This window comes from Bradyrhizobium sp. USDA 4472 (assembly GCF_054058595.1).
Genome location: NZ_JBSSAM010000001.1, coordinates 3,689,977 through 3,705,905, shown reverse-complemented (window position 1 = coordinate 3,705,905; position 15,929 = coordinate 3,689,977). Strand labels below are relative to the sequence as shown.

Here is a 15,929-nt window from a genome sequence, read left to right as displayed (position 1 = left end):
TGGTAGGACGGATGAACATCGCCACGACACGAGGGACGACCAGCCGCGCGATGTCCCTCCCGAACATCCTGACCTATGGCCGGATCGCCGCGATCCCGGTCGTGGTCGGATGCATCTATGCGCAGTCGATCATGGACTACCCGCTGTGGCTGCGCTGGGTCGCGGTCGCCATCTTCATCGGCGCCGGGGTGACGGATTATCTCGACGGCTATTACGCGCGGATCTGGAATCAGCAATCGGCGTTCGGCCGGATGCTCGACCCGATAGCCGACAAGCTGCTGGTGGCCTCCTGCCTGCTGATGCTGGCGGCCGATGGCATCATCCACGGCTGGTCGCTATGGGCCGCCATCGTGATCCTTTGCCGCGAGATCCTGGTCTCGGGCCTGCGCGAATACCTCGCGGCGCTCCGCGTCAGCGTGCCCGTCACCAAGCTCGCCAAGTGGAAGACGACGGTGCAGCTCGTCGCCATCGGCTTCCTGCTCGCAGGTCCCGCCGGTGACGAGGTGCTCCCCGTGGTCTCGCTGATCGGCCTCATCCTGCTGTGGGCCTCGGCAATCCTGACCATGTACACCGGCTACGATTATTTCCGCGCCGGCATCCATCACCTCATCAAGGAGGATGAAGGATGAAGGTGAAGTATTTCGCGTGGGTACGCGAGCGTGTCGGCAAGGCCGAAGAGACCATCGAGCCGCCCGCGACGGTGCGCACCGTCGCGGAGCTGATCACCTGGCTGTCGGGCCAGAGCGAGGCTTACGCTTATGCCTTCGAGAAGCCGAAGGTGATCCGCACCGCGATCGACCATGCCCACGTCAAGGCGGACGCTGCCATCGCCGGCGCGCGCGAGATCGCATTCTTTCCGCCGATGACCGGCGGCTAGGCCATGACCTCTTCCGTCGCCAGCTGCCCCGTCGCCATCCGCATCCAGGAAGACGATTTCGACATCGCGCGCGAGATCGCGGTCCTGACCCATAGCCGCACCGATATCGGCGCGGTCGTCAGCTTCTCCGGCATCTGCCGCGCCGACGAGGATAGCTCTGACATCGCCGCGCTCACGCTCGAGCATTATCCCGGCATGGCGGAAGAAGAGATCAAGCGCCATGTCGACGAAGCCTTGTCGCGCTGGCCGCTGAACGGCGTCACCGTCATCCATCGCGTGGGGCGGTTCGTGCCCGGCCAGAACATCGTGCTGGTGCTCACCGCCTCGCAACACCGCCGGGCGGCATTCGAGGCGGCCGAGTTCCTGATGGATTATCTCAAGACCAGCGCCCCGTTCTGGAAAAAGGAAGAGAGCGCCACCGGCACCGGCTGGGTCGAGGCCCATGCGCGTGACGACGAGGCCGCCGCACGCTGGACCAAATCCTGATGGCAAGAGCATCCAAGAAGCCCATGCGCGGCCGCGCCGCGCCCAAACTCGCCAAGGTCGGCCCCGGCGAGCTCGTCTCGCTGCTCGATTTCGTCCGCTATGCGGTGAGCCGTTTCGTGGAAGCGAAACTCGCCTTTGCCCATGGCACGACCGATCCGGTCGCCGAGGCGATCTTCCTGGTCTGCGAGGCGCTGCATCTGCATCCCGAGCAATTCGAGAGCTTTGCCCAAGCTCGCGTCACCGTAGCGGAGGGCAGGGCCCTGCTCGATCTGGTCCATCAGCGCATCACCACCCGCAAACCGACGGCCTATCTCGTCAACAAGATCTACATGCGCGGCCTGCCTTTCTATGTCGACGAGCGCGTCATCGTTCCGCGTTCCTTCATCGGCGAGCTGCTCGATTCCCATTTCGGCGGCGACGGCGAGGTCGGCTCGCTCATCGACGATCCGAGCTCCGTCGCGCGCGTGCTCGATCTCTGCACCGGTTCAGGGTGCCTCGCGATCCTCGCCGCGTATCATTTCCCCAATGCCGAGGTCGACGCGGTCGATGTCTCCAAGGGGGCGCTCGAGGTCGCCACGCGCAATGTCGGGGAACATGGGCTGGATGAACGGATCACGCTGCACCGCGGTGATCTGTTCGCGCCGCTCGGCGGCAACAAATATGATCTGATCATCACCAACCCGCCTTACGTCGACGCCGAAGGCATGGCGGCATTGCCGCCGGAATGCCGGGCCGAGCCCAGACTTGCCTTCGACGGTGGCCCCGACGGTCTCGATGTCATCAGGCGCATCCTGCGCGACGCGCCCGATCACCTGACGCCGGACGGCGGCCTGCTTTGCGAGATCGGCCGCGGCCGCGAGCTGGTCGACGAGGCCTTTCCGGAACTGCCCCTGCTCTGGCTCGACACGGAAGATTCCGAGGGCGAGGTATTCTGGATCGCGGCCGCCGATCTCGGCTGATCGAGCGAGCGCTCCGGAACAAGTCAAATTCCGCCACGTTCACCCCCGACGAATGTTTCGCTGTCGGAGGATGTCCACATGCTCGCGCCATCGGGCGAATTGCTGCGCGCCGGTATGGCGCTGAAAATCAACCATCTCAAGCGCGCGGCCCGATCTTACCTGCGTGACCGCACCAGTCAGACCACTGGACGGATCACGTCCTACGCGGTCGCGGCCGGGCTGTTCGCGGTGGCCGGGCTGTTCTTGGTCGCAACCTTCTTTGTCGGCCTGATCGCGCTGTATCGCTGGATCGCTATCAGTTACGGACAATTCTGGGGCTTTGGGGCCGTGGCGGCGGTGCTCCTGGTGCTCGCCGCAGCCTGTGCCGGAGTGGCCATGGCTCAAATCCATCGCCGGACCAAGCCGATCGTGCCGCTTGCAAGTCGGATGCGCGTGGCGATCGCCACGCCGCGGATCCCGCGTGGAACGGTCAAGCAGGCCGTGAAAGAGGTCGCGACGACAATCCCTCTGGTACCGCTGGCGCCGGGAGAACGCAGCCGGGACGGCAGGACTGCGACAGTTCTTGCCAACCGCCCCGTGCAACTCGGCTTGATGCTCGCGGCCGTCGGGCTGTTGGGCGTCACGGCAGCGCGCCGAAGGCGCTCCCGCCACGGATTGGACGCCTGACATGCGTGCGCGGCACACCGAGCAGCAGCTCGACAGCTGGCTCCTGGTCGCCGCCACAGCCGTGTTCGTGTTGAGCGCAGAACGCTACTTTCAGGATTCCGGCTTGATCCGGCCGCGGCCTCCTCAAGACCAGCGCAACAGCGAAGGACATTCGCCTGAAACGAGCCCGGCGGGCGCAGCGACGCAGCCCGGGCACGGGCGCCGGTCGAAAAGTCCGTTCGCCATTCCCTGGGCGGGCTGGAAGGATATTTTCTGGCGTACCTATCAGCGCATCGGCGACGATCGCCTGCTGGCGACCGCCGGTGGGGTCGTCTTCTTCGGGCTGCTCGCGATCTTTCCCGCCGTGACTGCACTGGTTTCATCCTACGGCCTGTTCGCCAATCCCGCGACCATCACTGACAATCTCCAGAAGCTCGCGATGATGCTGCCCGAAGGCACCTTCCAGATCGTCCAGGAGCAGGTCGGACGCGTCGTATCGAAAGGCAACACGGCGCTTGGCGCCACCTTCCTGTTCGGTCTTGCGCTCGCAATCTGGAGCGCCAATGCCGGGGTTAAAGCGATCTTCGACGCCCTCAACGTCGCTTATGAGGAGCGCGAGAAGCGCGGCTTCATCAAGCTCAACCTGATTACACTCTGCTTCACGGTCGGTGGCATCGTCGCGCTGCTGCTGATGGTGGCCGCCGTCGTCGCCTTCCCGCTTGCGCTCGATCATCTCGGCCTTGCGCCGGAGAGCAAGCTGATCGTCGCGCTCGCCCGCTGGCCGCTGCTGCTCGTCATCCTGCTGGTGGCGCTTGCCATCCTCTACCGCTTCGCACCCAGCCGCGACCAACCGCGCTGGCAATGGCTGAGTGTCGGCGCCGTGACCGCCGCCCTGCTCTGGATCGCCGGCTCGGCGCTGCTGTCCTGGTATCTCTCGGCCTTCGCCAATTACAGCGCCACCTACGGCTCGCTGGGCGCCGCGATCGGCTTGATGACGTGGATGTGGATGTCGGCGATCGTGATCATGTTCGGCGCCGAGCTGAACTCGGAGATCGAACGGCAGACCCTGCGCGACACGACCACAGGACGCCCCAGGCCTCTCGGTAGCCGCGAGGCAGTTTCGGCCGACACGGTCGGCGCCGCCGCACCGTCCTGACGACCTCCACGCGAGCCCGCGGCTGCTATCCCCTCGAATCAACAATGATGTTAAGGTCATGCATGCTTGGGGGAGCATGAGGCGCGACGGGTGCGAATTGCGACCCGTGTTTTCCCGGGTGAGGCAATCAGCTCTTGAGGCGTAGCGCGCGGCATGATTCGTATTTCGACGATCTTCATCGCCTTCTGCATGGTTCTGGTCGCAGCCTCGCTCGGGCTCGTCCTCTACTCGGTCGCCGGCATCAACGGAACCGAATCCGCGATCGTGGCGCTGACTGCCCTGACCTTCCTGATCCTCTACAATGCAGTCTCGATGCGGCTCCGCGACCGCAGCGACGTCGGCGGGCAGATCGCCGACCTGTCGCGGGGCACCGCCGACCTTGCCCGCCAGGTGGCCGAGTTCGGGCGCCGGCTCGCCGCGATCGAAGGCCGCATCGCCTCGTCCAATTCGACCAACTCCGATCGTGTCCAGTCGGTGATCGGCGAAATCAACGAGCTCGGTGGACTGGTCAGGCAGCTTGCCGCCACGGTATCGACCCATGAGGACATGCTGGCCGGTCAAGCGCCGGCGCCCGCGCCCGCTCCGGTCGCCCGGCTGGAGCGCGAAGCCCCCGTCGACCAGATCACGCCCTTCGAGGAGCGGCCGGCCGCTCCTCCGCCGCTTGCGGCACCGCCACCCCGGCCGACGCCGCCGGCGGTCCAGACCAGGCCAGCCAATGCCGTTCAGACCGTCAACGGCCGTAACCAGACCCAGATGCTGGCGACGCTGCGCAACGCCATCGACGAGAACCGCATCGACATCTTTCTCCAGCCGATGGTGACGCTGCCGCAGCGCAAGGTCCGCTTCTACGAGGCGGTGACCAGGCTCCGCGACGAGCGCGACCAGCTGATTGCGGCGGAAGAGTTCATCAGCATCGCCGAAGCCTCCGGACTGATCGGACGCATCGACAACATGGTGTTGCTGCGCTGTGTCCAGGTGTTGCGCCGGCTGATGGTGCGCAACAAGGATGTCGGTGTGTTCTGCAACGTCGCGGCCTCGACGCTCGGCAATTCCACCACCTTCGCGCAATGCCTGGATTTCCTCGAGGCCAACCGGGCGCTGGCGCCGTCGCTGGTGCTGGAGTTCAAGCAGGCGACCTTCCGCGGCCTCGGCCCCGCCGAGACCGAAAGTCTCGCGGCCCTCGCGCAGCGCGGCTTCCGCTTTTCGATCGACCATGTCACGGACCTCAGGATCGAGCCGCGCGAGCTCGCCGATCGCGGCGTGCGCTTCATCAAGGTCCCGGCATCGCTCCTGCTTGACCCCAGGCAAGCCTCGAGCTCGGACATCCATCCCTCCGACCTGTCCGACCTGCTCGGCCGTTTCGGCATCGATTTGATCGCGGAGCGGATCGAGGGAGAGCGCGCAGTGGTCGATCTGCTCGACTATGACGTGCGGTTCGGCCAGGGCTTTCTGTTCGCGCCACCCCGGCCATTGCGGCCCGAGGGGGCATCTGCTACCGGCGGAGCGGCGCCGAACCAGGCGCAGGATATTCAGGGATCCAATGGCTCCGGTACTTCAAGCCCAAGCGCAGCTTCAGCTGCGACGCCCGCCGCTCCGCCATCATCGCGCGTCACCGGCAACGCAGCCCTCGCGCGCCGCATCTGATCGGCCGCGCGCATCATGACCACGCTGCACTTCGCACAGAGCCTGCGCGAGCTTGTGGCCGGGGTCGATGTCGTGCTCAGCGACATCTGGGGCGTCGTCCATAACGGTCTGGAATCGTTCCCGGAGGCCTGCGAGGCGCTGCACACCTATCGCAGCCGCGGCGGCACGGTGATCCTGATCACCAATGCGCCGCGCCCGGCTGACTCCGTGCAGCGGCAATTGCGCAAGCTGGGCGTCGCCGACGAGACCTACGACGCGATCGTCTCCTCCGGCGATTTGACGCGGCTCTATGTCGCCGAGCATCCCGGCCGCAAGATGTTCTGGCTCGGCCCCGAGCGCGACAACTCGATCTATCGCGGCCTCGGGGCGACGACTGCGCCACTGGAAGAAGCCGACTACATCGTCTGCACCGGCCTCTATGACGACGAGACCGAGACTGCGGAAGACTATCGCGGCATGATGCTGAAGGCCCGCGAGCGCCAGCTGACACTGGTCTGCGCCAACCCGGACATCGTGGTGGAGCGCGGCGACCGGCTGATCTATTGCGCCGGCGCGATTGCCGAGCTGTACCGCGAGCTCGGCGGCGAGGTGATCTTCTACGGCAAACCCCACCGGCCGATCTATGAACGCGCGATGGCGCTCGCCGGCGAACGCCAGGGGCACCCGATCGACCGCAAGAAAGTGCTGGCGATCGGCGATTCCGTCCGCACCGACCTGACCGGCGCGCGCGAATTCGGCATCGACTGCCTGTTTGTCACGCGCGGCATTCATGCCGAGGAGTTCGAGGGCCTCGACCAGCTCGATCCGAAGTCGGTGACGGAATTGTTCGGCCACCCGCCGAAGGCGCTGATGCGCGAATTGAAGTGGTAACGGCCGGGCCGTCACCGTTCCAGCGCGGAAAAGCCCGGGACGAGCCCGGGCTTTTCAAATTCAGCTGATGGCGTCAAGCGCGCTTACGCGCTCGCCATATCAGGGAAAACCGCCTCGATCTTGGTCTTCAGCGTCGCCGCGTTGAACGGCTTGACGATGTAGTTGTTCACGCCGGCCTTCTTGGCCGCGATCACGTTCTCGGTCTTGGATTCCGCCGTGATCATGATGAAGGGCGTGGTGGCGAGGTTGGGATCTGCCCGCACTTCGCGCAGCAGGTCGTAACCCGTCATCGGCTCCATGTTCCAATCGGAGATCACGAGCCCGTACTTCTTGCCGCGCATCTTGTTCAGCGCCGCCGAACCGTCGCTGGCATCGTCGATATTCTCGAAGCCAAGCTGCTTCAGGAGATTCCTGATGATACGGATCATGGTGCTGTAGTCGTCGACCACCAGAACCGACATCGACAAATCAACCGCCATCTCGACTCCCCCAACGCATACCCAGGACTATTCAAAATCGGACCTGACAGGCCGGGCCCTCAGTTCCATCTCCCAAGCACTAGCACCAAGGCGTTAAACAGCGCGTTAACTGCGGCGGCCCGCGACGGATCGGAAATCATGTTCCAGGCGACGGCCCTCTGCAGCTTGACTTCATCGGCCGGCTCAAGCCACGGTCCCGGCCGGTCCCGCCGGCTCGAGAATTCCCCTGATGGCCCCGCAATTTACCGTTATCCGCGATACCACGCCGGAATCCGCGATCCCCAAGGGGGCCGTGGTGGCCATGGGCAATTTCGACGGGGTCCATCTCGGCCACCGGGCCGTCATTACCGCTGCCCTGGAAATGGGCCGGGCGCATGGCCGCCCTGCGCTGGCGCTGACCTTCGAGCCGCATCCACGCCGGTTTTTCAGCCCCAACACCCCGCAATTTCGCCTGACCGACGAGCGGGCCAAGCTGCGGCTGCTGGCCGGGACCGGACTGGCCGGCGCCGTGGTCATGACCTTCGACAAGGCCCGCGCCGGGACCAGCGCGCAGGATTTCATTCACCACGACCTGATCGAACGTCTCGGCGTCAGCGGGATTGCGGTCGGATACGACTTCCATTTCGGCAAGGGACGGGTCGGTTCACCGAGCCTTCTGGTCAACGACGCGCCCCGGCTCGGCATCGAGGTCGACGTGCAGCCGCATGTCGACATCGACGAGCGCCCGGTCTCCTCCAGCGCCATCCGGATTGCGCTCGCCGAGGGGCAGGTCGACGAGGCCACCACCATGCTGGGCGCGCCCTGGTTCATCACCGGCGAGGTCATCCACGGCGAGAAACGCGGCCGCGACCTCGGCTATCCCACCGCCAACATCCGGCTCGATGCCAATTGCGGCCTGAAGCACGGCATCTACGCCGTGCGGGTCGGCCGCGGGCCTGAGCGCCTGAACGGGGTGGCGAGCTTCGGTCGCCGCCCGACCTTCGATAACGGCGCGCCGCTGCTGGAAATCTTCCTGTTCGACTTCCGGGGTGACCTGTACGGGCAGGCTCTCGACTGCGCCTTTATCGGCTTCATCCGCGAGGAGCTGAAGTTCGACGATATCGACACCCTGATCCGCCAGATGGACGACGATTCCGCCCGAGCCCGCGCGATGCTGGGGGCCGCCCCGGACGCATTTCCGCGGCTCGGGACCGTCGATTAAGGGCGGCCCAAAGCCCGCCCGCCGGACCTTTGCGCTTCCCCCGCTCGGCTGCTATGGAGAGCCCATGTTTGCGCGGCGCATCATAGGGATTAGCAGCCCGGCTTCCGCCTGAGCCTCAAGGCTCGGCGCAAGACCGGGATTTCGTCGTTTCACCCCGCGATTCCGCATCGCCATCCGTTCCCGCGCCATTCCGAGCCAGTCAACCTCATGTCCGAAAAGCCGCAAAAGTCCCCAAAGTCCGAAGCCAAAGACTATTCGAAGACCCTGTTCCTGCCGCAGACCGAATTCCCGATGCGTGCCGGCCTGCCCCAGCGCGAACCGGAGATCCTCAAGCGCTGGTACGAGATCGGCCTCTACGAAAAGCTGCGAGACCGCGCGAAAGGCCGGGCCAAGTTCGTGCTGCACGACGGGCCGCCCTATGCCAACGGCAACATCCATATCGGCACGGCGCTGAACAAGATCCTCAAGGATCTCGTCACCAAGAGCCAGCAGATGCTCGGCTTCGATTCCAACTATGTGCCCGGCTGGGACTGCCACGGCCTGCCGATCGAATGGAAAGTCGAGGAGGAGAACTATCGCAAGAAGGGCAAGCAGAAGCCCGACTTCCGCGACAGCGCCGCGATGATCGATTTCCGGAAGGAGTGCCGCGCCTACGCCACGCACTGGCTCAACGTGCAGCGCGAGGAATTCAAGCGTCTCGGCGTGATCGGCGACTGGGCTCATCCTTACGCCACCATGAACTATCCGGCCGAAGCCCAGATCGCGCGCGAGCTGATGAAGTTCGCGGCCAACGGCACGCTGTATCGCGGGTCCAAGCCGGTGATGTGGAGCGTGATCGAAAAGACTGCGCTCGCCGAGGCCGAAGTCGAGTACGAGGACTACACGTCCGACATGGTCTGGGTGAAATTCCCTGTCACCTCGCCCGCGCATGGCGCGCTCGCTACAGCAAGCGTCGTGATCTGGACCACCACACCCTGGACCCTGCCCGGCAACCGCGCCATCTCGTTCTCGCCGAAGATCGGCTACGGCCTCTACAAGGTGACCGACGCGCCCGCGGACAATTGGGCCAAGACCGGCGATCTCCTGATCCTGGCCGACGCGCTCGCTGAAGAGGTGTTCAAGCAGGCGCGCGTGGCCGCTTTCGAGAAGGTTCGCGACATCCCAGGCGACACCATGGACGCAATCGAATGCGCCCATCCGCTCAAGGGGCTCGCCGGTGGCTACGACTTCATCGTGCCGCTGCTGTCCGGCGACCACGTCACCGACGACACCGGCACCGGTTTCGTGCACACCGCGCCCAGTCACGGCCGTGAGGACTTCGACGTCTGGATGGCGAATACGCGGGAGCTCGACGCCCGCGGCATCAACACCGCGATTCCCTATACCGTCGACGAGAACGGCGCCTATACCGACCAGGCACCCGGCTTCACGGGCAAGCGCGTCATCAACGACAAGGGCGAGAAGGGCGACGCCAACGAGGCCGTGATCAAGGCGCTCGTGGAGAACGGCAAGTTGCTCGCGCGCGGCCGGCTCAAGCACCAATATCCGCACTCATGGCGCTCGAAGAAGCCGGTGATCTTCCGCAACACGCCACAATGGTTCATCGCGATGGACAAGGATATTGCCGCAAACGGCAAGACCAAGTCCGGCGACACGCTGCGCGCCCGCGCACTGCACGCGATCTCGGTGACGCAGTGGGTGCCACCGTCGGGAGAGAACCGCATCAACGGCATGATCGAGGCCCGGCCCGACTGGGTGATCTCACGCCAGCGCGCCTGGGGCGTGCCGATCGCCGTGTTCGTCCGCGAAAAGGGCGACGGCTCGGCCGAGGTCCTGCAGGATGAGGCCGTCAACACCCGCATCGGCGACGCCTTCGCGAAGGAAGGCGCGGACGCCTGGTATGCGACAGGTGCCCGCGAACGCTTCCTTGGACCGCGTGCTGGCGAGGATTGGCAAAAGGTCGACGACATTCTCGATGTCTGGTTCGATTCCGGCTCGACCCACGCCTTCGTGCTCGAAGACCCCGTGCAATTTCCCGGCTTGGCCGGCATCAAACGCAAGGTCGACGGCGGCACCGATACCGTGATGTATCTCGAAGGCTCGGACCAGCATCGCGGCTGGTTCCACTCTTCGTTGCTGGAGAGCTGCGGCACGCGCGGCCGCGCGCCCTACGACATCGTGCTGACCCACGGCTTCACCCAGGCCGAGGACGGCCGCAAGATGTCGAAGTCGCTCGGCAACACCATTGAACCGCAGTCCGTCATCAAGGAATCCGGCGCCGACATCCTGCGGCTTTGGGTTGCGTCCTGCGACTACACCGACGACCAGCGCATCGGCCCCGAAATCCTGAAAAACACCGTCGAGACCTACCGCAAGCTGCGCAACACCGTGCGCTGGATGCTCGGCACGCTTCATCACTACAAGCCGACCGAGGCCGTCGCGCCTGCCGCGATGCCCGAGCTCGAGCGGCTGATGCTGCACGAACTCGCCATTCGCGCCGAACTTGTCCGCAAGGCCTACGAGACGTTCGACTTCAAGAGCGTGGTCGCGACGCTGTCCGCCTTCATGAACAGCGAACTCTCGGCGTTCTACTTCGATATCCGCAAGGACACCCTCTATTGCGATCCACCGTCATCGGCGACACGCAAAGCGGCGCTGACCACGATCGACCTGCTGTGCAATTCAATCCTGAAATGGCTGGCGCCGGTCCTGAGCTTCACTGCGGAAGAAGCTTGGCGGATGTACAGGCCGGATGCGGAAGCGTCGGTGCATTTGACGCTGTTCCCGGAAGGTCTCGATAAGCTACGCGACGAGACCCTCGCCGCGAAATGGGAAACCATCCGCAATGTCCGCCGCGTCGTCACCGGCGCGCTGGAGCTTGAACGCGCCGCCAAGAACATCGGCTCCTCGCTCGAGGCCTCGCCGGTGATCTATGTCGCCGACCGCGACGTGCTGGCGACGTTGTTCGACACCGATCTCGCCGAGATCTGCATCACCTCGAATTACGAGGTGCGCGAGGGCGAGGCGCCGGCCGATGCGTTCCGTCTCGACGGGGTACCGGGGGTCGCGGTCGTAGTGGAGAAGGCCGTCGGCACCAAATGCGCCCGCTCCTGGAAGATCTCGCCCATGGTCGGTGAGGACGCTGAATACCCCGACGTCACTCCGCGCGATGCCCAGGCGTTGCGCGAATGGAAAGCGTTGGGCTCGAGCATCTGATCGAACGGCCATGACCCCGCTCCGCGCCGGCATCATCGCGGCCGTGCTGACCCTCCTGGCCGATCAGGCCTCGAAGCTCTGGCTGCTGAACGGCTTCGACCTCGCCCGCAAGGGCGTGGTGAAGGTGACCCCCTTCTTCGACCTTGTGCTGGCCTGGAATATCGGGATCAGCTTCGGCTGGCTGCAGAACGACAGCCATGCGGCACAGATCGCACTGATGGCAGTGAAGGTCGTCGCGGTGATTGCACTGGCGATCTGGATGGCGCGGTCGCAGACCCGGCTCGCCACGGTCGCGCTGGGCCTGATCATCGGCGGCGCCATCGGCAACGGCATCGACCGCGTGGCCTACGGCGCGGTGGTCGACTTCGCCCTGTTCCACATCGAAATCGCCGGAAATACCTATGATTGGTACGTCTTCAACGTCGCGGACGTGGCTATCGTTGCTGGTGTGACGGCCCTGTTGTATGATTCCTTCTTGGGGGTACCCGCCGCAAAAGCGCCCTGATCCCGGTCGATACGGAACGGAGGCGGAACCTTGCTTGGCGAGCGGCGGTCGCGCGAGGCGCGACAAGACGTGCTACTCCAACATTTGCACGGTTCAAGACTGCCACAATATGGAACAGGTACAGGAATGCGCAGCTCCGAGACCAGCGGTTCGATGGGTCGAGACTCCCGGCGGGGACTTTGGCTGGCGCTGAAATTGTCAGCCGTCGCACTTGGCATTGGTCTCGTCATGTCCGCGGGCCCGGTCCGCGCCGGCGACGATGACGATGACGACGACATGACCTTCGAAGAGAAGCTCATCGACAATTTGATGTCGGGCCTCGGCGCCAAGGGCATGGAGAAGAAGGGCATCGAGTACCGCGAGCGCTCGCCGCTGGTGGTGCCACCCGAGCCTCGACCTGCCGCCGCCCGCCAGTGCCGACGCCGCGAACGCACCGAACTGGCCGAAGGATCCCGACGAGAAGCGCCGCAAGGAGGCCATCGCCGCGCGCAAGAAGGCGGGCAACAAGGCCGCGCAATATCTGAAAGATGCGCGGCCGCTGTCGCCAGCCGAGTTGGACGCCCACAAGACGGCCCCGCAGCAGGCCAGCAATGACCCGGTCCAGCCGGGTACCAACGGCACCAACCCGACACTCAGCCCGGCCCAGCTCGGTTACACCGGCGGTCTGTGGAACATGTTCAAGGGTAGCAAGCCCGAGTCCAAGCCGTTCGTCAGCGAGCCACCGCGCCAATCGCTGGTCGAGCCGCCGCCGGGATATCAGACACCTTCGTCGAACTATGCCTATGGTTCCGGAGAAGATACCACACGCAAGACCTATTTCGACGTCATGTCGGGGAAGGAAAAGGAGCAATAAGCTCCCTGTCCGTCGCAAGCAGGCGTGTACCGCCGCAACGTCCGGTGTCGGCCGGATGCGGCAGATGACTTATTCTTAAGTACAACTCGACGGCGTTCTCTGCTTCGTGACCCGAAGCTCAAAGCCGCGCGGTGTAGCATGCCGTGCTTTCACGCCCGGACTTGAGGGTTCGGGCTTTCACAAGGATCGTGATGTCCTCACACCGATCGATTGCCTGCCTCTTCGCCGCGCTCCTCTCGACATCAGCCCTCGAGGTCGGCAGCGCATTCGCCCAGACGACGGTCACGTCCGCGCCGCCCGCCAGCTTCACGCTCAGCAACGGCCTCCAGGTCGTGGTGATCCCGGACCATCGCACGCCCGTTGTCACGGAGATGATCTGGTACAAGGTGGGCTCGGCCGACGAGACGCCGGGCAAATCCGGTCTCGCGCACTTCCTCGAACATCTCATGTTCAAGGGTACCGAGAAACATCCGATCGGCGAATTCTCCAAGACCGTGCTCCGCGTCGGCGGCAACGAGAATGCCTCGACGTCGGTCGATTACACCGACTACTACCAGCGCGTCCCGAAAGAACAGCTCCCGACCATGATGGAGTTTGAGGCCGATCGCATGACCGGCCTGATCCTCAAGGACGAGAACGTGCTGCCCGAACGCGATGTCGTGCTCGAAGAGTACAACATGCGCGTCGCAAACAGCCCCGACGCGCGCCTCAACGAACAGATCATGGCCGCGCTCTATCTCAATCATCCCTACGGCCGGCCGGTGATCGGCTGGCATCAGGAGATCGAAAAGCTCAATCGCGAGGACGCGCTCGCCTTCTACCGTCGCTTCTACGCACCGAACAACGCGATCCTGGTAATCGCCGGCGACGTCGAGGCTGCCGACGTACGCCCGCTGGTCGAGCGCGATTTCGGCCCGATCCCGTCGCAGCCGGCGATCCCTGCACGTCGCATCCGCCCGCAGGAGCCGGAACCGGTCGCGCCGCGCACCGTCACGCTGTCCGACCCGCGCGTCGAGCAGCCGAGCCTGCGCCGCTATTATCTGGTGCCCTCGGCGACCACCGCCGCGGCCGGCGAGAGTGCCGCGCTCGACGTCCTGGCGCAGTTGATGGGGAGCGGCAGCAACTCCTATCTCTACCGCGCGCTCGTCGTCGACAAGCCGCTCGCGGTCTCCGCCAGCGCCAGCTATTCCAGCATCTCGCTCGACCCGACCCAGTTCGCGATCTCGGCTTCGCCGAAGTCGGGTGTCAGCTTTGCCGAGGTCGAGCAAGTGATCGATGGCGTCATCGCCGATATTGCGCAGAATCCGATCCGTGCCGAGGATCTCGAGCGGGTCAAGACCCAGCTGATTGCGGAAGCGATCTACGCCCAGGACAACCAGGCCGTGCTGGCGCGCTGGTATGGCGGCGCACTCACCACGGGCCTGTCGATCGAGGATATCAGAAGCTGGCCCGACCGCATTCGCGCCGTCACCGCCGAGCAGGTCCGCGGAGCTGCGCAAAAATGGCTGGAGAAAAAGCGCTCGGTGACCGGCTATCTGATCAAGGACACCAGCACCGCTGCCAAGCGCGAGGAGAAGCGTTCGTGACCCATTCTTTCCTTCGCGCACGCCATTTCGTGTTGTCGTTCGTCACCGGTGCGGCACTCGCTCTCGGCGCGATCTCGCCGTCGCAGGCCGCTGCGAAGATCCAGCATCTGGTCTCGCCCGGCGGCATCGAGGCGTGGTTCGTCCAGGACGCGACCGTGCCGCTGATCGCCATGGAATATTCCTTTGCGGGTGGCTCCGCACAGGATCCCAAGGAGAAGCCGGGTGTCGCCAATCTTGTCGGCGACCTTCTCGACGAGGGCTCCGGCGACCTCGATTCCAAGACGTTCCATGAGCGGCTCGACCGCCGTGCCATCGAGCTCTCCTTCAGCGCGACCCGCGACACCTTCCGCGGCAGCTTGCGCATGCTGCGCGACAACAAGGACGAAGCCTTCGACCTGTTGCGATCCTCACTGACCTCGCCGCATTTCGACCCTGTTGACGTCGAGCGCATCCGCTCGCAGGTCATCTCGGGCCTGCGCCGCGACACCACCAACCCGACCTCGCTTGCGAGCAAAAAATTCCTGGAGATGGCGTTCGGCGATCACCCCTATGGACGGCAGACCAACGGGACGCTCGAGAGCGTGCCGACGATCACGGTCGCCGACATGAAGGATTATGTCGGGCGCGTCCTCGCCAAGGATACGCTGAAGATAGCGGTGGTCGGCGACGTCGATCCGGCCACGCTCGGCATGCTGCTCGATCACACGTTTGGTGCCTTGCCTGCCAAGGCCAATCTCGTGCCGGTCCCCGACATCGAGGCCGCAAAGCCCCCGCAGCGCGCCTTCGTGCCGCTCGACGTGCCGCAGACCGTCATCACCTTCGGCGGACCGGGCGTGATGCGCGACGATCCGAATTTCATGGCGGCCTATGTCGTCAACCACATCCTCGGTGGCGGCGGCCTGTCCTCGCGGCTCTATCGCGAGGTCCGCGAGAAGCGCGGGCTTGCTTATTCCGTGTTCGAATCGCTGCTCTGGATGGAGCATTCGGCAGTCTTCATCGGCAACACCGGTACCCGCGCGGACCGTGCCGGCGACACCATCGACGCGATCGAGAAGGAAGTGCGTCGCATCGCCGACGAGGGCCCGACCCAGCAAGAGCTCGACGAGGCCAAGTCCTATCTCAAGGGCTCGCAGATGCTTGCGTTGGATACCTCCTCCAAGCTCGCACAGGCGCTGCTGCAATATCAACAGGACAAGCTGCCGATCGACTATATCGAGAAGCGCAACGCCATTGTCGACGCGGTGACGCTCGACGACGCCAAGGCCGCCGCCAAGCGGCTCTGGAGCCAGGGCCTCCTGACCGTCGTCGTCGGCCGCGCGCCCCAGGCTGCCGCGCAGCCGGCCGCGGCACCGGCTACCAAGTCGAACTGACGTCACCTCACGTTTCCTGAAATGGCCGGGTTCGCCCGGCCATTTGCGTTTCCAGAGTACCATTGCCGAACATGGACGTTCC

General features: G+C 64.7%; 14 protein-coding genes and 1 pseudogene. 14 read left to right on the top strand and 1 reads right to left on the bottom strand.

What is annotated here, in order from left to right:
- Positions 1 to 11 precede the first annotated feature (11 nt).
- The 8 genes from pgsA (at position 12) to ACVWZ4_RS17085 (ending at position 6,637) form a co-directional block, all read left to right on the top strand.
- Positions 12 to 629 carry a CDP-diacylglycerol--glycerol-3-phosphate 3-phosphatidyltransferase gene (pgsA, locus tag ACVWZ4_RS17120; RefSeq protein ID WP_456699641.1) on the top strand — a complete coding sequence of 206 codons (618 nt, stop codon included), beginning with the start codon at positions 12 to 14 and terminating at the stop codon, positions 627 to 629.
- Complete coding sequence (moaD, locus tag ACVWZ4_RS17115) at positions 626 to 877, top strand: molybdopterin converting factor subunit 1 (RefSeq protein ID WP_456737277.1); 252 nt, start codon at positions 626 to 628, stop codon at positions 875 to 877. Before pgsA ends, moaD begins: the two co-directional genes overlap by 4 nt.
- A gap of 3 nt (positions 878 to 880) precedes the next feature.
- Positions 881 to 1,363, top strand: coding sequence for a molybdenum cofactor biosynthesis protein MoaE (locus tag ACVWZ4_RS17110; RefSeq protein WP_456737276.1), 483 nt, complete (start codon positions 881 to 883; stop codon positions 1,361 to 1,363).
- Entirely contained in the window at positions 1,363 to 2,322 is a 960-nt protein-coding gene (gene prmB, locus ACVWZ4_RS17105; RefSeq protein WP_456737275.1) for a 50S ribosomal protein L3 N(5)-glutamine methyltransferase, read from the top strand. The genes ACVWZ4_RS17110 and prmB overlap by 1 nt, the downstream gene beginning before the upstream one ends.
- Positions 2,323 to 2,400: 78 nt before the next feature.
- Positions 2,401 to 2,988, top strand: a complete 588-nt coding sequence (locus tag ACVWZ4_RS17100; RefSeq protein ID WP_456699645.1) for a phage holin family protein — start codon at positions 2,401 to 2,403, stop codon at positions 2,986 to 2,988.
- A 1-nt stretch (position 2,989) separates the two neighbouring features.
- Complete coding sequence (locus tag ACVWZ4_RS17095; protein WP_456737274.1) at positions 2,990 to 4,123, top strand: YihY/virulence factor BrkB family protein; 1,134 nt, start codon at positions 2,990 to 2,992, stop codon at positions 4,121 to 4,123.
- A gap of 153 nt (positions 4,124 to 4,276) precedes the next feature.
- On the top strand, positions 4,277 to 5,767 hold the full coding sequence (locus ACVWZ4_RS17090; protein ID WP_456790273.1) for an EAL domain-containing protein: 1,491 nt from the start codon (positions 4,277 to 4,279) through the stop codon (positions 5,765 to 5,767).
- A 15-nt stretch (positions 5,768 to 5,782) separates the two neighbouring features.
- The gene (locus ACVWZ4_RS17085; RefSeq protein WP_456699648.1) at positions 5,783 to 6,637 is read left to right on the top strand and encodes a TIGR01459 family HAD-type hydrolase; all 855 of its coding nucleotides are present in this window, start codon (positions 5,783 to 5,785) and stop codon (positions 6,635 to 6,637) included.
- Between the two features lie 83 nt (positions 6,638 to 6,720).
- On the opposite strand, the gene ACVWZ4_RS17080 is transcribed toward ACVWZ4_RS17085, so the two are convergent.
- Positions 6,721 to 7,116, bottom strand: a complete 396-nt coding sequence (locus ACVWZ4_RS17080) for a response regulator (RefSeq protein WP_007596883.1) — start codon at positions 7,114 to 7,116, stop codon at positions 6,721 to 6,723.
- Positions 7,117 to 7,345: 229 nt separating this feature from the next.
- Here ACVWZ4_RS17080 and ACVWZ4_RS17075 point away from each other — a divergent pair, with 229 nt between their 5' ends.
- From ACVWZ4_RS17075 to ACVWZ4_RS17050, 6 genes and pseudogenes are all read left to right on the top strand, one after another.
- Positions 7,346 to 8,317 (top strand): bifunctional riboflavin kinase/FAD synthetase, encoded by a 972-nt coding sequence (locus ACVWZ4_RS17075; RefSeq protein WP_456740800.1) that lies wholly within the window; start codon positions 7,346 to 7,348, stop codon positions 8,315 to 8,317.
- A gap of 207 nt (positions 8,318 to 8,524) precedes the next feature.
- Complete coding sequence (ileS, locus tag ACVWZ4_RS17070) at positions 8,525 to 11,533, top strand: isoleucine--tRNA ligase (RefSeq protein WP_456740799.1); 3,009 nt, start codon at positions 8,525 to 8,527, stop codon at positions 11,531 to 11,533.
- 10 nt (positions 11,534 to 11,543) lie between these two features.
- Positions 11,544 to 12,038: a signal peptidase II gene (lspA, locus tag ACVWZ4_RS17065; RefSeq protein WP_456740798.1), complete on the top strand. Its 495-nt coding sequence runs from the start codon at positions 11,544 to 11,546 to the stop codon at positions 12,036 to 12,038.
- Between the two features lie 126 nt (positions 12,039 to 12,164).
- Positions 12,165 to 12,891 (top strand): annotated as a pseudogene (locus ACVWZ4_RS17060) (hypothetical protein).
- 191 nt (positions 12,892 to 13,082) lie between these two features.
- Positions 13,083 to 14,477, top strand: a complete 1,395-nt coding sequence (locus ACVWZ4_RS17055) for a M16 family metallopeptidase (protein WP_456699653.1) — start codon at positions 13,083 to 13,085, stop codon at positions 14,475 to 14,477.
- Positions 14,474 to 15,847, top strand: coding sequence for a M16 family metallopeptidase (locus ACVWZ4_RS17050; RefSeq protein WP_456740797.1), 1,374 nt, complete (start codon positions 14,474 to 14,476; stop codon positions 15,845 to 15,847). The genes ACVWZ4_RS17055 and ACVWZ4_RS17050 overlap by 4 nt, the downstream gene beginning before the upstream one ends.
- The last annotated feature ends 82 nt before the right edge of the window (positions 15,848 to 15,929 follow it).

Coding starts and splice junctions, on each gene's coding strand:
- ACVWZ4_RS17080 (WP_007596883.1), bottom strand. CDS start 7,116: ATGGCGGTTGATTTGTCGATGTCGGTTCTGGTGGTCGACGACTACAGC.
- ACVWZ4_RS17075 (WP_456740800.1), top strand. CDS start 7,346: ATGGCCCCGCAATTTACCGTTATCCGCGATACCACGCCGGAATCCGCG.
- ACVWZ4_RS17085 (WP_456699648.1), top strand. CDS start 5,783: ATGACCACGCTGCACTTCGCACAGAGCCTGCGCGAGCTTGTGGCCGGG.
- ileS (WP_456740799.1), top strand. CDS start 8,525: ATGTCCGAAAAGCCGCAAAAGTCCCCAAAGTCCGAAGCCAAAGACTAT.
- moaD (WP_456737277.1), top strand. CDS start 626: ATGAAGGTGAAGTATTTCGCGTGGGTACGCGAGCGTGTCGGCAAGGCC.
- lspA (WP_456740798.1), top strand. CDS start 11,544: ATGACCCCGCTCCGCGCCGGCATCATCGCGGCCGTGCTGACCCTCCTG.
- pgsA (WP_456699641.1), top strand. CDS start 12: ATGAACATCGCCACGACACGAGGGACGACCAGCCGCGCGATGTCCCTC.
- ACVWZ4_RS17100 (WP_456699645.1), top strand. CDS start 2,401: ATGCTCGCGCCATCGGGCGAATTGCTGCGCGCCGGTATGGCGCTGAAA.
- ACVWZ4_RS17090 (WP_456790273.1), top strand. CDS start 4,277: ATGATTCGTATTTCGACGATCTTCATCGCCTTCTGCATGGTTCTGGTC.
- prmB (WP_456737275.1), top strand. CDS start 1,363: ATGGCAAGAGCATCCAAGAAGCCCATGCGCGGCCGCGCCGCGCCCAAA.
- ACVWZ4_RS17055 (WP_456699653.1), top strand. CDS start 13,083: ATGTCCTCACACCGATCGATTGCCTGCCTCTTCGCCGCGCTCCTCTCG.
- ACVWZ4_RS17095 (WP_456737274.1), top strand. CDS start 2,990: ATGCGTGCGCGGCACACCGAGCAGCAGCTCGACAGCTGGCTCCTGGTC.
- ACVWZ4_RS17110 (WP_456737276.1), top strand. CDS start 881: ATGACCTCTTCCGTCGCCAGCTGCCCCGTCGCCATCCGCATCCAGGAA.